Raw genomic sequence first — 13,602 nt, 5'->3', positions numbered from 1 at the left:
TGCCTGTTACTTGGTTCGGTTGTGCAGCCGATATTAACCCAGACTTGGTACGGTTGGGTAACTGTTTTCGCATTTATCGTGAAACGCTTTCGCGTTTTTCGTGCGCCGCTACGTCAATGGCAGAAAACTGTGAGCTGTAGGGCTGGCAATATAGAGGAATGTTATTGTGGAAATGACCAGTAACAGATGAATTCAGGAGGCTTTACGAATGGCGGTAAAGAATACAGCACAGGTTGTTATCGATGGAAAGATCATTACTCTGGGCGGATATGAATCTGAGGAGTACTTTCAGAAGGTTGCAGCTTATATGAATAATAAGATCAGTGAACTGAGCCAGATGCCGGGATATTCCAGACAGGCCATGGAGACCAAGCATACACTGCTCAGTCTGAATATTACAGATGACTATTTTAAGGCGAAAAAGCAGGCAGAAGATCTTTGAACAGGATCTGCAGCAGAAGGATCAGGAAATGTACGATCTGAAGCATGAGCTGATTTCTCTGAAAATGCAGATTGAAGAGGCAAAGAAAGCCGAGCAGGAAGCTCAGGATCAGAAGAATCTTCTTGATGGTAAGGTGAAGGAACTGGAGAAGGAACTTGATGAACTGCTTAAATAAAGGATGGGGGGATTGCTTCGGTAATCCTCTTTTGTTTTATAACCGCTTGATCAGATTAACAGACAGGAGATGAGAAAATACTTTGAAAAAAATGATAACAGAACTGCTTTCACCTGCAGGATCTTATGAGAGCTTTGAGGCCGCCATTGGAGCGGGAGCAGATGCGGTATATGTAGGGGGCCCGGCTTTTGGCGCGAGAGCTTATGCACAGAACTTTTCCCAGGAAGAACTGATTGCGGCGATTGAAACCGCACATATCCATAACCGGAAATTGTATCTCACAGTGAATACTCTGTTGAAAAACAGAGAGCTGGAAGGACAGCTTTTTGAATATCTGGCACCTTATTATGAGGCAGGACTTGATGCGGTAATTGTACAGGATCTTGGTGTTTTTTCGTTTATCCGTCGGAATTTCCCAGGCCTGGATATTCATGCAAGCACCCAGATGACAATAACCGGACCGGAAGGAATGAAATTTCTGGAAGAAAAAGGGGCAACGCGTGTAGTCCCGGCCAGAGAGCTTTCCCTGGAAGAGCTTTCCGCTATGCATAAAGCAAGTCCGCTGGAAATTGAAACTTTTATCCATGGAGCGCTTTGTTACAGCTATTCTGGTCAATGTCTGATGAGCAGTATTTTCGGTGGAAGGAGCGGAAATCGTGGGCGATGTGCCCAGCCTTGCAGACTTCCGTATAAAGGTACTCTTGATCACAGAAAATATAAAGGGGATAAAGAGTTCTGTGCGTTGAGTCTGAAAGATATCTGTACTCTTGATATTCTTCCGGATATTCTGGAGGCAGGCGTAATGTCACTGAAAATTGAGGGCCGCATGAAACAGCCAGGGTATACAGCGGGAGTGACTTCTGTATACAGAAAATATCTGGACCTCTATTTAAGTGGAAAAGAATATCATGTTCAGGAGGAAGACCGGAAATATCTTCTGGAGTCTTTTCAGCAGAGGAGGTTCCTGCACTGGATATTATGATATGTATCGCGGTCCGGAAATGATGGCTTTTGCCAATGAGAAGAAATCCGGAAACATCCAGCCGGAGATCAGAAAAATAAAAGAAAAAATTCATGGGAATTTAATACTTTCTCCTGAAAGTCCTGTTATACTGGAAGTAGCCTGTGAAGATAAAACAGTAACAGCTATGGGCGGGGAAGTTCAGTTTGCGAAAAATCAGCCTATGGAAGAACAGCGGATCCGCCAGCAAATGGAAAAACTGGGAAATACGGAATTTCAGTGGGAAAGTCTGAATATTGAGATTAATGGGAAAGTTTTTGTTCCTGTAAAGGTTCTTAATGAAGTTCGCAGGGAGGCTCTTGAACAGCTGCGGGAGACATTACTCAGTCAGAATCGTAGAGAAATGGTAAAAAAACAGCATGCGGAACGAACAGATATCTGTCGGCGGCAGATTGGTGGATCACTTCCTTTTTATGTCTCATGCGAACAGGAAGATGTTGCAGAAGCACTTTTAAAGGAAAAGGGAATTACAGGTTTTTATTTTCCGTTTGATACCATGAAGAAGTATTTTTCACCTAAACTTGCAGCAGAAAGGGAACTTTATCTTTCTACCCCGCATATTCAGAGAGGAGAGATTCCGGAGAAATGGATGCAGGAAGCAAAAAAATGGATAGAACAGGGAATGGAAGGATTCCTGGTCAGAAATCTGGAATCTTATGCCGCATTGAAGAAGTGTGGATACGGAGATAAATGTGTTCTGGATTCCTCTCTATATACATGGAATGATGAGGCGACAGAGTTCTGGAAAAAAGAGGGTGTCCTTCGCAACACAGTTCCGCTTGAACTGAATGAAGGAGAGCTGCGGCACAGGAATAATACTTCTTCGGAACTTCTTTTATATGGATATATCCCATTGATGCTGTCGGCCCAGTGTGTAAGAAAAAATCTTTTTGGATGTACCGGAAAATGCGAGACTGTCTATCTGAAAGACCGCTATAACAGTGAATTTCCGGTGAAATGTTGTTGTACTCCATGGGAATGCAGCAGCCTGGAAAAAGCAAAATACTGCTATAATATCATATATAACAGTATCCCTTACGGGCTTCCCGGAGAGAGAGAACGGGTGGAAAAATTAAATCTTCAGTCTTTAAGACTGGCATTTACTGTTGAGAAGCCGGAGGAAGCGAGGGAAATCTTTAAAGAATTCCAGTCCGTTTATCAGAAAAACGGGAAACCTTCCGGACGCAGATATACAAAAGGCCATTTTAAAAGAGGAGCCGAGTAAAAGTGTATGATTAATGTAATTACAGAGTTATCCAAGTATGTGATCCTCACGCTGATGATCGTCTACACCTTTCATTGTTTTTATATGGTGTGGCGCCAGGATGAGGAAGAAAAAAAAGAGCTGCTCCAGCAGCAGCTGACTATGATCTTTTTTATTGATTTCACAGCGTTTCTTGTGATTTATTTAAAGAGCATGGATTTTAAGGTTATCTTGTTTTATATTGAGATGATGATCTTTTTTGCGGCGATCCAGATTTTGTACAGGATCATCTATAAAGAAGCATCGCTGCTTCTTCTGAATAATATGTGTATGCTCCTGAGCGTTGGTTTTATCATGCTCTGTAGACTTTCACTTCCGTCTGCAACCAAACAGCTTCTGATCGTGGCGGCAGGAAGCGCGGTATCACTGGTGATTCCTGTAATGATCCGTAAGATGAAATTTTTAAAGGATCTTACATGGATTTATGCAGGGATCGGTATTGTTCTTCTGGCAGCGGTTCTCGTTCTGGCAAGTACAAGTTATGGCGCAAAACTTTCACTGATGGGAATCCAGCCTTCAGAGGTGATCAAGATCACATTTGTATTTTTTATGGCATCGCTGCTCTGCACAAAGGTAGATTTTCGTAAAGTAGTGATGGCAACGATCGTAGCGGTGATCCATGTGGGAATTCTGGTCCTTTCCAGAGATCTTGGAAGTGCGGTGATCTTTTTTGTCACCTATCTTGTGCTGATCTATGTGGCAACCAGAAATCCTGGATATATGCTCCTGGGACTTGGCGGTGGATGTGTTGGTGCAGTGGTAGCTTATCATCTTTTCGGACATGTACGCCAGAGAGTGAGCGCCTGGAGAGATCCGATGGCGGTCTATCAGAATGAAGGCTATCAGATCGTGCAGTCATTGTTTGCTATCGGAACTGGTGGTTGGTTTGGAATGGGGCTTTGCCAGGGCTCTCCGGAGAAAATTCCTGTTGTAAAAAATGACTTTATCTTCAGCGCTATCTGTGAAGAACTGGGCGGCATTTTTGCCATCTGCCTGATCCTGGTATGTACCAGTTTCTTTCTCATGATCGTTACGATTGCACTGAAGATACGAAATCCGTTTTATAAACTGATCGCACTGGGACTTGGAACAGAATATGCGTTTCAGGTATTTCTGACTATTGGCGGTGCGACCAAATTTATTCCGATGACAGGTGTTACACTTCCGCTGGTAAGTTATGGAGGAAGTTCTGTCATGTGTACCATCCTGATGCTTGCAATCATTCAGGGACTGTATATTCTGAGGGAAGATGAGGACGAAGAAATTGAATCGCAGCGAAAAGAAACGTTTGAAAGAAGAGGAAAGAGAGCAACGCCTGAGAGAACGGGATATCGCCAGGCTCCGTAGAAAAAAGAACCGGCCGTTTACTTTTGTATCGGTGTTCTTTATATTGATTTTTGTCAGTCTGATCGGGTATCTGATTTATTTTGATGCCATAAAAAGTGACGATTTTATCAACAGTCCGTATAATACCAGACAGGATACGTTTTCAGACAGGGTAGTGCGTGGAAGCATCCAGTCTTCTGATGGAGAAGTCCTGGCACAGACCAATGTGTATGAAGATGGAACAGAAGAGAGAACTTATCCATTTGCAAATATTTTTGCACATGCGGTAGGATATGATACCAACGGCAAAAGCGGACTGGAATCAGAGGCGAATTTTCAGCTTCTGACTTCCCATTCTTTTTTCCTGGAGCAGATGAAAAATGAGTTTCTGGGCAAAAAGAATCAGGGAGATACCGTGATATCAAGTCTGAATGCTGATCTTCAGACAACAGCATATAATTCTTTGGGTGACCGCAGAGGAGCGGTAGTTGTCATAGAGCCTTCTACAGGAAGAATCCTTGCCATGGTAAGCAAACCGGATTTTAATCCGAATACCATTGCACAGGACTGGGATACGCTTGTCAATGATGAGAATAACAGCAGTCTTCTTAACCGTGCTACAAATGGTGCATATCCGCCGGGATCTACTTTTAAAGTTGTTACGGCCCTGGATTATTTCAGACAAAAGGGCTCTCTGGAAGGATATTCTTATCTGTGCCAGGGAAGTATTACAGTAGATGACCATACCATTCAGTGTTATAACGGTGAAGTACATGGACAGGAAGATTTTTATTCTGCATTTGCACATTCCTGTAACTGTGCGTTTGCGGATATGGGGCTGAATCTCGGGGCCGGTTCTTTGCGCAGTACCGCGGAGGATCTTCTTTTTAACAAAGCTCTTCCTCTGAACTCCTATAAAACAAGTCGTTTTACCCTGGAAAAAAATTCAGCAAACGCGCTGGTAATGCAGACCTCTATTGGACAGGGAAATACGCTGGTGTCTCCTATGCATATGGCGCTGATCACAAGTGCGATCGCCAATGACGGTGTACTGATGAAGCCGACCATGATCGACAAAATTGTAAATAATTCCGGAGATACTGTAAAAGAAACGGAAAAGACGGAATATAAACGCCTGATGACCAGTAACGAAGCAGGTATTCTTGGAAAACTCATGAAAAATGTAGTTGAAAACGGTACAGCTTCTGCGCTTAACGGGCGTGGATATACGGTAGCCGGAAAAACCGGATCTGCGGAGTTTGATGAAAATGGTTCCAGTCATTCGTGGTTTATCGGTTATTCGAATGTAGATAACCCGGATATTGCTATTGCGGTGATCGTCGAAAACGGAGGAACCGGAAGTGAAGCAGCAGTTCCCATTGCAGGAGATGTATTTGATGCATATTATTTTGATTAAATTTCGTTAATTAAGACAGTATCTGCTTCTTGCCCCTTGCCTATATGAAGAAAAAGAGGTATACTGTAATCAGTGCAAAAGACACACGCATTACAGGAGGATTGCAATATGATAGAAGCAACAAGCTGTGGCGGTGTGGTAATTCATCGGGGTAAGATCCTGGCATTGTATAAATCCTACAGGAACCGTTATGAAGGATGGGTGCTTCCCAAAGGAACTGTAGAAGAAGGCGAGACCTTTGAACAGACTGCTTTACGTGAAGTGAAAGAAGAAGCAGGTGTCAGAGCTTCTATTGTGAAATACATTGGTAAGAGCCAGTATAATTTCACAGTTCCGGAGGATGTGGTAATGAAAGAGGTACACTGGTATCTCATGATAGCTGATAATTATCATAGCAAACCCCAGCGCGAGGAATATTTTGTAGATTCCGGATATTACAAGTTTCACGAGATTTATCATCTTCTTCGTTTTTCCAATGAGAAGCATATTGTGGAGCAGGCTTATCAGGAGTATCTGGAGATGCGTAGTGAGGGCGTCTGGGCGAAACAGCAGAAGTATTTCTAAAAACAAAGACAGGGCTGTGTGTTTACGCAGCCCTGTTTGACATTAAAGAAGCGGAGGTGGTCGTAAAGTGCTAAAATGGATGAAAGATTATTATATTGGAGATGATATAAAGAATCCTACCAGAGCAAGAGCACGGATCACTGCCGGGAAATTTGTACCGGATATTTATGTTGTTACGCTGTCAGATAATCCAGGGAATATACTGGAGATTCTTCCCTCCAGTATGCTGGTACAGCGCAGTGCCAGAGCAATCTGTCCGTTGATCATCGGAATGGCTAAAGGTAAAGATGGAGCGATACGGATGGTACAGGATATTATAGAACAGGTATATACGGAAACCGGTGATTTTAAAATAAAAGAATATCTGAAAAACAGGTGAATGAATGCTGCATATATTATGGCTGATACTAAAATGGATATTGATCCTTCTGGGGATACTCATCGGACTGGTTCTTCTGCTTTTGCTCCTGATCCTTTTTTGCCCGGTCAGATACCGAGCAAGTGCAGAAAAAAAGCGAACGGAGGGAATCAGGGAAATAAGAGCCTCGGGCGAGGTAAGCTGGCTGCTCCATATTATTTCGGCTCGTGCTTTCTGGGAAGAAGGGAAAATTCAAACAAAAATATGTGTTTTTGGAGTTCCACTATCCAGATTGAAACAAAAACTTTCCGGAAAGAAGAAAAAAACAAAAACTGATACCAGCAAAAAAGATCCTTCTGTTCAGAAGAAGCAGACAGAACAGGAAAAATATTCCAGATCATATAATAGTGAAGAAAAAGAAGAAACTTCCGTTATTATAAAAGAAGACACAACTCCTGTTGAAGTGGAGGAGATTGAAGGGCACAGATATACGCCGGATCTGTTGGAAAAAGAACCGGAGGATAAAATTTCAGAAATTTTGCCGGAACAGACGAATGAATGTGATGAAAGAGATTACAGGCGGGAAGATGGGATATCGAAAGAAATAGATACTTCAGTTTCGGAGCACAAAGAAACAGAGAATAAAAACAAAAACAGAATAAAAGATTTAATTCTTAAAATAGCGGGCAGAATAAAATCAGTACTTGGAAAATTTTTGACAGTAGTGCGAAATACTCTGAGGGTACCATCCAGAATTCTTAAAAAAATCCAGAAATTCGCATTAACAATCAGAAAATTCTGTGATAAGATAAACTGGTGGAGGGAATTTATTGACCATCCACGGACCAGAGCTGCGATTTCTTTCTTATGGGAAGATGGAAAAAAACTGATACATCATGTGTTGCCAACCAGAATCACCGGAAAGATTACTTTTGGAAGTGAGGATCCGGCTGTCACAGGTACGGTACTGGCGCTGCTGGGAATGACAATTCCTTTCCACAAAAATAAAATAATGGTAAATCCGCTTTTTGATGGTGAAAATATTCTGGAAGGCGAAATCTTTCTGAAAGGCCGGATTTATGGAGTTGTACTTATAAAGATAGCAATAGAGCTTTATTTTAATAAAAATATCAAATACGTCATCCACCGATGGAGACATAAGGAGGTCAATCATGGAGAAAGAGAATAATTTCAAGGATACCGTGAATTCATTATTTAAAGGAATGGATGGCTTTGTATCGGCCAAAACTGTTGTAGGGGATGCCATTCATGTAGGTGATACGATCATTCTTCCCCTGGTAGATGTATCTTTTGGTGTAGGTGCAGGAGCATTTGAAGGAGATAAAAAAAATAACGGTGGCGGCGGTCTGGCCGGAAAGATGACGCCTTGTGCAGTACTTGTGATCCAGAATGGAACCACCAAGCTTGTAAACGTTAAGAATCAGGATGGATTGACAAAAGTTCTGGATATGGTTCCCGACTTTGTGAATCGTTTTGTCCCAGGTGCAGGTGGAGATGAGAGCGCCGATGAGAAAGAAGATTAAGGATATCTTATCTGTGAAGAAGTCTGTATAAGATTTTGTGATGATAAGTATTCTGTCCTGCTTTTGTGCATATACTGTAACAAAAAAGAAATGAGCAGACAGGAGTGGGAAAGCTAACAGGTTTTATGTTGTTCTTTATCGGAGTAGGAATGGTTCTTGGAATTCTTATCACTGAGAATTTTATTGTGATCTCGATCGCAGTGGTATGTCTGCTATGCGGATATCATATGTTTTGCAGATAAACGGAAAGTGTGCGGTTAGCAGGCTTTCCGTTTATTTATAATAATATTTAGAAATAAAAAACAGCCCCCGCATTTTACGGGGGCATACGATATTACTTACGCTCTTTCAACTTTTCCGGATCTTAAACAAGAAGTACATACATACATTTTCTTTGCTCCGCCGGCAGTTGTTTTTACTCTGACGGATTTAACGTTAGATTTCCACATTTTGTTGGATCTTCTATGGGAATGACTCACATTGTTTCCGAAATGAGCTCCTTTATCGCAGATTGCACATTTAGCCATGAATAGCACCTCCTTTTATCAACAGTCACCATTTTAACAGATGAATTGCTCTTTTGCAAGCAAAAAAAGGAAATTTATCAAAAATTCTGCAAAGAGTTTTCTTACGGAACTTCTATATTGGAAGGAATGCTGAAAATCATGGCGAAATTAAGCGTTGTGTTCTTGTTAAAAAAAGGTTATAATAGATTTACATATAATTTAATTTAAATGAAACAGTGGAGGTAACCATATGAATGGACGTATAGATTCCGGATTGGGTCAGATCGTAATTGATACGGATGTCATTGCGACTTATGCCGGCAGTGTGGCAGTAGAGTGTTTTGGTATCATTGGAATGGCAGCTATCAGTATGAAGGATGGACTGGTTAAACTTTTGCGTATTGACAGTCTGAAACATGGTATCAGTGTTAAGATCACTGATGACAATAAGATCCGACTGAATTTCCATGTCATCGTAGCATATGGCGTGAATATCAGTACTATTGCGGACAATCTTGTCAACAATGTAAAATATAAAGTCGAGGCCTTTACAGGAATGGAGATCGAGAAGATCAATATCATGGTTGAGGGCGTACGTGCAATAGATTAGTTTTAGAGGAGGAACTTGTGGTGAATAACAAAACCATAGATGCTAAAATACTTTCCAGAATGTTTCTGGCCGGAGCCAAGAACCTGGAAGCGAAGAAAGAATGGATCAATGAACTGAATGTGTTTCCCGTACCTGACGGGGATACGGGAACGAACATGACGCTTACCATCATGTCTGCTGCTTCCGAAGTGGGTGCTCTTGCAGATCCGGATATGGAGACCCTGGCCAAGGCTATTTCTTCCGGTTCTCTTCGTGGCGCCCGTGGTAACTCTGGTGTTATCCTTTCACAGCTTCTGCGTGGATTTACCCGAGGTGTGCGCAAGCTGACAGATCTGGATGCACCTGCAATTGCCGCAGCTATGGAACGTGGTGTTGAAACAGCATATAAAGCAGTTATGAAGCCGAAGGAAGGAACCATTCTTACAGTTGCCAGGGCAGCAGCAGACAGAGCACTTGAACTTGCAGATTCCGCATCAGATCTGGACACATTTTTTGATGGGATATTCCAGCATGCGGAAGAGACACTTGCCAGAACCCCGGAAATGCTTCCTGTTTTGAAAGAAGCAGGTGTGGTAGATTCTGGCGGACAGGGTCTTCTGGAAGTTTTACGTGGTGCCATTGACGGATATCACGGAAAAGAAGTAGATTATTCCCAGTTTGAGGCATCAGCGGCTCCAAAGATTACAAAGATTTCTCCTCAGGCAGAGGCTGATATCAAATTCGGATACTGTACAGAGTTTATCATCCTTCTTGAGAAACCGCTTCCACAGGAAGAGGTCAGCCGTTTCCGTGAATTTCTGGATTCTATCGGAGACTCCATTGTACTGGTAGCAGACGACGAGATCGTTAAAGTGCATGTGCATACCAATCATCCGGGTCAGGCTTTCGAGCGTGCACTCACATATGGCCAGCTTTCACGCATGAAGATTGATAATATGCGTGAGGAGCATCAGGAAAAGCTGATCAAAGATGCTGAGAAACTTGCCAGAGAACAGGCTGAGAAGGAGAAAGAACCACCAAAAGACCATGGATTTATTTCTGTATCTGTGGGAGAAGGACTTTCTCAGATTTTCCGTGAGCTTGGTGTGGATTATCTGATCGAAGGCGGTCAGACCATGAATCCGAGCACAGAGGACATGCTCAACGCTATCGATAAAGTAAATGCAAAAACAATTTATATTTTCCCGAATAATAAGAATATTATCCTTGCGGCTAATCAGGCAAGAGATCTGACAGAAGATAAAGAGATCATCGTAGTTCCGACTAAGACGATCCCGCAGGGAATTTCCGCAATGATCAGTTTTGTTCCGGAAAAAGACGGCGAAGAGAACCTTGCTTCTATGACAGATGCCATTTCCAGAGTAAAGACAGGACAGGTTACTTATGCAGTCCGCGACACACGGATTGATGACAAGGAAATCCACGAGGGCGATATTATGGGAATCGGTGATGCTGGTATCCTTGCGGTTGGTAAGGAACGGCTTCAGGTTGCAGAAGACATGGTTGCAGAGATGATAGATGAGGAATCTGAGATCATCAGTGTTTATTATGGAGAAGATATATCTGAAGAAGAGGCAGAGGATCTTTCCAATAAACTTTCCGAAAAATATCCAGATTGTGAAGTCGAGCTGAACCAGGGTGGACAGCCAATTTACTATTACCTGATTTCCGTAGAATAAAGAGTACTAAAAATGAATGATAAGACACCTTTACGTGAATTAAAAGGCGTGGGTGATAAAACAGAGAAGCTTTTCCAGAAGATCGGAATTACGACTACGGAGGAGCTTCTCCGTTATTATCCACGGACTTATGATGTATATGAAGAGCCAGTTGAGATCGCATCGGCAGAAGAAGAAAAAACAGTTTCCATTCGTGGAACGATAACAGGCAGCCTGTATAGCAACCAGGTACGGAATCTGCAGATTTTGACTACAACAGTGGCAGACCAGAGCGGCCGTCTTCCAGTAGCTTGGTTTAATGCGCCTTATTTAAAAGGAACGTTGAAGAAGGGCAGTGTATTTATTTTCCGAGGAAAGATCATCCGTAAAAAAGGACGACTGCAGATGGAACATCCGGAGATATTTACTCCCGCAGCTTATGAGAAAGTTGTCCACAGTATGCAGCCAGTATATGCCCTGACCAAAGGCCTTACCAATAAGGCAATTACCAAACTTGTCCGGCAGGTCCTGGATACAAGACCCTTAAAAACAGAATATCTGCCAGAGGAGATCAGGGAGCGCTATCAGCTGGCGGACGATAATTTTGCAATACGTACCATACATTTTCCGGGGAATATGCAGGAATTGCTTACTGCCAGAAAAAGGCTCGTGTTTGACGAGTTTCTTCTTTTTGTACTGGCAGTGCAGCTTCTCAAAGAAAAGACAGAGGAAGCACCGAATACATTTTCCATGAAACCAGTGTGGACAACAGAGGAAATCATCGAAGGTCTTCCCTACGAACTGACGAATGCCCAGAAAAATGTATGGCATGAGATTGAGAGAGATTTAAGCGGTCATAAATTAATGTCCCGTCTTGTTCAGGGAGATGTTGGAAGTGGTAAAACAGTAATTGCGTTTCTGTCCATGGTGCTTTCTGCGGAAAACGGATTTCAAAGTGCACTGATGGTACCAACAGAGGTACTTGCCAATCAGCATTATGAGGGATTCCTGAGATTAATGGAAGAACAGAATATTACTTCCTGCCATCCGGTACTTCTGACGGGGTCCAGTACGGCAAAACAGAAACGGGAAATCTATCAGAAGATTGCAGAAGGTGAGGCAAATGTTATCATCGGGACTCATGCGCTGATCCAGGAGAAGGTAGAATATAAAAATCTTGGACTGGTTATCACAGATGAGCAGCACAGGTTTGGCGTACGTCAGAGAGAGGCACTGACTACCAGAGGAAATCCACCGCATGTACTTGTTATGAGCGCTACTCCTATCCCGAGGACCCTGGCGATCATCTTGTACGGGGATCTGGATATCTCCATTATTGACGAGCTTCCAGCACAGAGACTTCCTATTAAGAACTGCGTGGTGGGTACTTCTTATCGCCCAAAAGCATATTCTTTTATTGAAAAACAGATCCATATGGGAAGACAGGCTTATGTGATCTGTCCTATGGTGGAAGAAAGTGAAGGTCTGGATGCTGAAAATGTGACGGATTATGCTGTAAAACTTCGGGAGGCTCTTCCTGATGATATCTGTGTCGAGATTCTTCATGGAAAGATGAAACCAAAAGAAAAAAACAGGATTATGGAAGCGTTTGCTTCTGGGGAGATACAGGTACTGGTGTCTACAACAGTTGTAGAAGTAGGGGTGAATGTTCCGAATGCCACAGTAATGATGGTGGAAAATGCAGAACGTTTCGGACTTGCTCAGCTTCATCAGCTTCGTGGACGTGTAGGCCGTGGAGAGTTTCAGTCTTACTGTATTTTTATTCAGGGAAATAATGAAGAAGATACTTCCAAGCGCCTGAAGATCCTTAATGAATCTAATGATGGATTTTATATTGCAGGGGAAGACCTGAAGCTCCGGGGCCCTGGAGATCTTTTTGGTATCCGCCAGAGTGGATTGATGGAATTTAAGATCGGTGATATCTATAATGATGCCGGGATTTTGAAGAATGCCAGTGAGGCGGCAGGAGAGATCCTTGCACTGGATTTTGATCTCAGATTACCGCAACATAAGGCTTTGAAGGAACGACTGATGGGATATATGAGTGAAGATCTGGAAAATCTGGGCATCTGACCTTGCGCTCTTCCCCAAAAAGTGATATCCTAAAGTTCGAGAAAAGATTAACAAATCTCTTGTAAGGAGGCTATAAAATGGCTAGAACAAAGAAAGCTGCAACTAAGACAACTGCAAAAACGGCTTCAGTAAGCGAGACTCCTGCAAAATCTGTAGTAACCGCATCCGAAGAGAAAGCCGTTCAGGCTGAGACACCGAAGACAGACGATGCAAAAGCTTCTGTAGAGACAAAAAAAGCAGCTGAAACACCGGCGGAGAAGAAAGCAGACACGAAACCTGCTGAAGAAAAAACAGCAGCTGTAAAGACTGAGGAACCAGTTAAGAAACCTGCTGCAAAGAAAACAACCACAAGAAAAACAACTACAGCTAAAAAGACGACTACAAGAAAAACTGCAACAGCCAAAAAGGCAGAGACAGTTACAGAAGTATATGTCCAGTACTGGGGCAAAGAGATACATACTTCTGAAGTTGCTGACCGGATCAAAAAAATCTGGACAGATGATATGGGTAAAAAAGCAACAGATCTGAAAGATCTGAAAATCTATATCAAACCGGAAGATAATGGTGCGCATTATGTGATCAATGGAGATGTTACAGGATTTATCGGCCTGTAATCTGGACGA

At 42.6% G+C, this 13,602-nt stretch carries 11 protein-coding genes and 2 pseudogenes; 12 read left to right on the top strand and 1 reads right to left on the bottom strand.

Annotated features, from left to right (window positions below; all coding sequences use genetic code 11):
• Window positions 1–208: 208 nt before the first annotated feature.
• From AC04Q6_RS02080 to AC04Q6_RS02045, 8 genes and pseudogenes are all read left to right on the top strand, one after another.
• Window positions 209–617 (top strand): annotated as a pseudogene (locus tag AC04Q6_RS02080) (cell division protein ZapA).
• Between the two features lie 91 nt (window positions 618–708).
• Window positions 709–2,863, top strand: a pseudogene (locus AC04Q6_RS02075) (peptidase U32 family protein).
• Between the two features lie 6 nt (window positions 2,864–2,869).
• A complete protein-coding gene (locus AC04Q6_RS02070) occupies window positions 2,870–4,249 on the top strand; it encodes an FtsW/RodA/SpoVE family cell cycle protein (RefSeq protein WP_118071448.1) in 1,380 nt (459 codons plus the stop codon).
• Entirely contained in the window at window positions 4,152–5,645 is a 1,494-nt protein-coding gene (locus tag AC04Q6_RS02065; protein WP_118062927.1) for a peptidoglycan D,D-transpeptidase FtsI family protein, read from the top strand. The genes AC04Q6_RS02070 and AC04Q6_RS02065 overlap by 98 nt, the downstream gene beginning before the upstream one ends.
• A gap of 108 nt (window positions 5,646–5,753) precedes the next feature.
• Window positions 5,754–6,209 (top strand): NUDIX hydrolase, encoded by a 456-nt coding sequence (locus AC04Q6_RS02060; protein WP_021976553.1) that lies wholly within the window; start codon window positions 5,754–5,756, stop codon window positions 6,207–6,209.
• Between the two features lie 67 nt (window positions 6,210–6,276).
• Window positions 6,277–6,588: a hypothetical protein gene (locus AC04Q6_RS02055; RefSeq protein ID WP_118071447.1), complete on the top strand. Its 312-nt coding sequence runs from the start codon at window positions 6,277–6,279 to the stop codon at window positions 6,586–6,588.
• A gap of 271 nt (window positions 6,589–6,859) precedes the next feature.
• Window positions 6,860–7,756, top strand: a complete 897-nt coding sequence (locus tag AC04Q6_RS02050) for a DUF2953 domain-containing protein (RefSeq protein WP_476389499.1) — start codon at window positions 6,860–6,862, stop codon at window positions 7,754–7,756.
• Window positions 7,740–8,111 carry a GerW family sporulation protein gene (locus AC04Q6_RS02045; RefSeq protein WP_021976556.1) on the top strand — a complete coding sequence of 124 codons (372 nt, stop codon included), beginning with the start codon at window positions 7,740–7,742 and terminating at the stop codon, window positions 8,109–8,111. The genes AC04Q6_RS02050 and AC04Q6_RS02045 overlap by 17 nt, the downstream gene beginning before the upstream one ends.
• A gap of 338 nt (window positions 8,112–8,449) precedes the next feature.
• Here the strand turns inward: AC04Q6_RS02045 and rpmB are convergent, their stop codons facing one another.
• Window positions 8,450–8,638, bottom strand: coding sequence for a 50S ribosomal protein L28 (gene rpmB, locus AC04Q6_RS02040; RefSeq protein ID WP_015524898.1), 189 nt, complete (start codon window positions 8,636–8,638; stop codon window positions 8,450–8,452).
• Between the two features lie 229 nt (window positions 8,639–8,867).
• Between rpmB and AC04Q6_RS02035 the strand changes: the two genes are divergently transcribed.
• The 4 genes from AC04Q6_RS02035 (at window position 8,868) to AC04Q6_RS02020 (ending at window position 13,593) form a co-directional block, all read left to right on the top strand.
• On the top strand, window positions 8,868–9,227 hold the full coding sequence (locus AC04Q6_RS02035) for an Asp23/Gls24 family envelope stress response protein (RefSeq protein ID WP_015524900.1): 360 nt from the start codon (window positions 8,868–8,870) through the stop codon (window positions 9,225–9,227).
• 59 nt (window positions 9,228–9,286) lie between these two features.
• Window positions 9,287–10,906: a DAK2 domain-containing protein gene (locus AC04Q6_RS02030; protein WP_180214406.1), complete on the top strand. Its 1,620-nt coding sequence runs from the start codon at window positions 9,287–9,289 to the stop codon at window positions 10,904–10,906.
• A gap of 12 nt (window positions 10,907–10,918) precedes the next feature.
• On the top strand, window positions 10,919–12,979 hold the full coding sequence (recG, locus tag AC04Q6_RS02025) for an ATP-dependent DNA helicase RecG (RefSeq protein ID WP_118071444.1): 2,061 nt from the start codon (window positions 10,919–10,921) through the stop codon (window positions 12,977–12,979).
• A 77-nt stretch (window positions 12,980–13,056) separates the two neighbouring features.
• Entirely contained in the window at window positions 13,057–13,593 is a 537-nt protein-coding gene (locus AC04Q6_RS02020; RefSeq protein ID WP_178087506.1) for a DUF6465 family protein, read from the top strand.
• The last annotated feature ends 9 nt before the right edge of the window (window positions 13,594–13,602 follow it).

This window comes from Blautia sp. HA9023 (assembly GCF_056504095.1).
The sequence above is the reverse complement of the archived record's forward strand: the minus strand, read 5'-3'. Positions and strand labels throughout refer to the sequence as shown.

Bases quoted from the DNA above. Each gene is read 5' to 3' on its own strand.
- AC04Q6_RS02070 (WP_118071448.1), top strand. From the start codon at position 2,870: ATGATTAATGTAATTACAGAGTTATCCAAGTATGTGATCCTCACGCTG.
- AC04Q6_RS02065 (WP_118062927.1), top strand. From the start codon at position 4,152: ATGAGGACGAAGAAATTGAATCGCAGCGAAAAGAAACGTTTGAAAGAA.
- AC04Q6_RS02060 (WP_021976553.1), top strand. From the start codon at position 5,754: ATGATAGAAGCAACAAGCTGTGGCGGTGTGGTAATTCATCGGGGTAAG.
- AC04Q6_RS02045 (WP_021976556.1), top strand. From the start codon at position 7,740: ATGGAGAAAGAGAATAATTTCAAGGATACCGTGAATTCATTATTTAAA.
- rpmB (WP_015524898.1), bottom strand. From the start codon at position 8,638: ATGGCTAAATGTGCAATCTGCGATAAAGGAGCTCATTTCGGAAACAAT.
- AC04Q6_RS02035 (WP_015524900.1), top strand. From the start codon at position 8,868: ATGAATGGACGTATAGATTCCGGATTGGGTCAGATCGTAATTGATACG.
- AC04Q6_RS02030 (WP_180214406.1), top strand. From the start codon at position 9,287: ATGTTTCTGGCCGGAGCCAAGAACCTGGAAGCGAAGAAAGAATGGATC.
- recG (WP_118071444.1), top strand. From the start codon at position 10,919: ATGAATGATAAGACACCTTTACGTGAATTAAAAGGCGTGGGTGATAAA.
- AC04Q6_RS02020 (WP_178087506.1), top strand. From the start codon at position 13,057: ATGGCTAGAACAAAGAAAGCTGCAACTAAGACAACTGCAAAAACGGCT.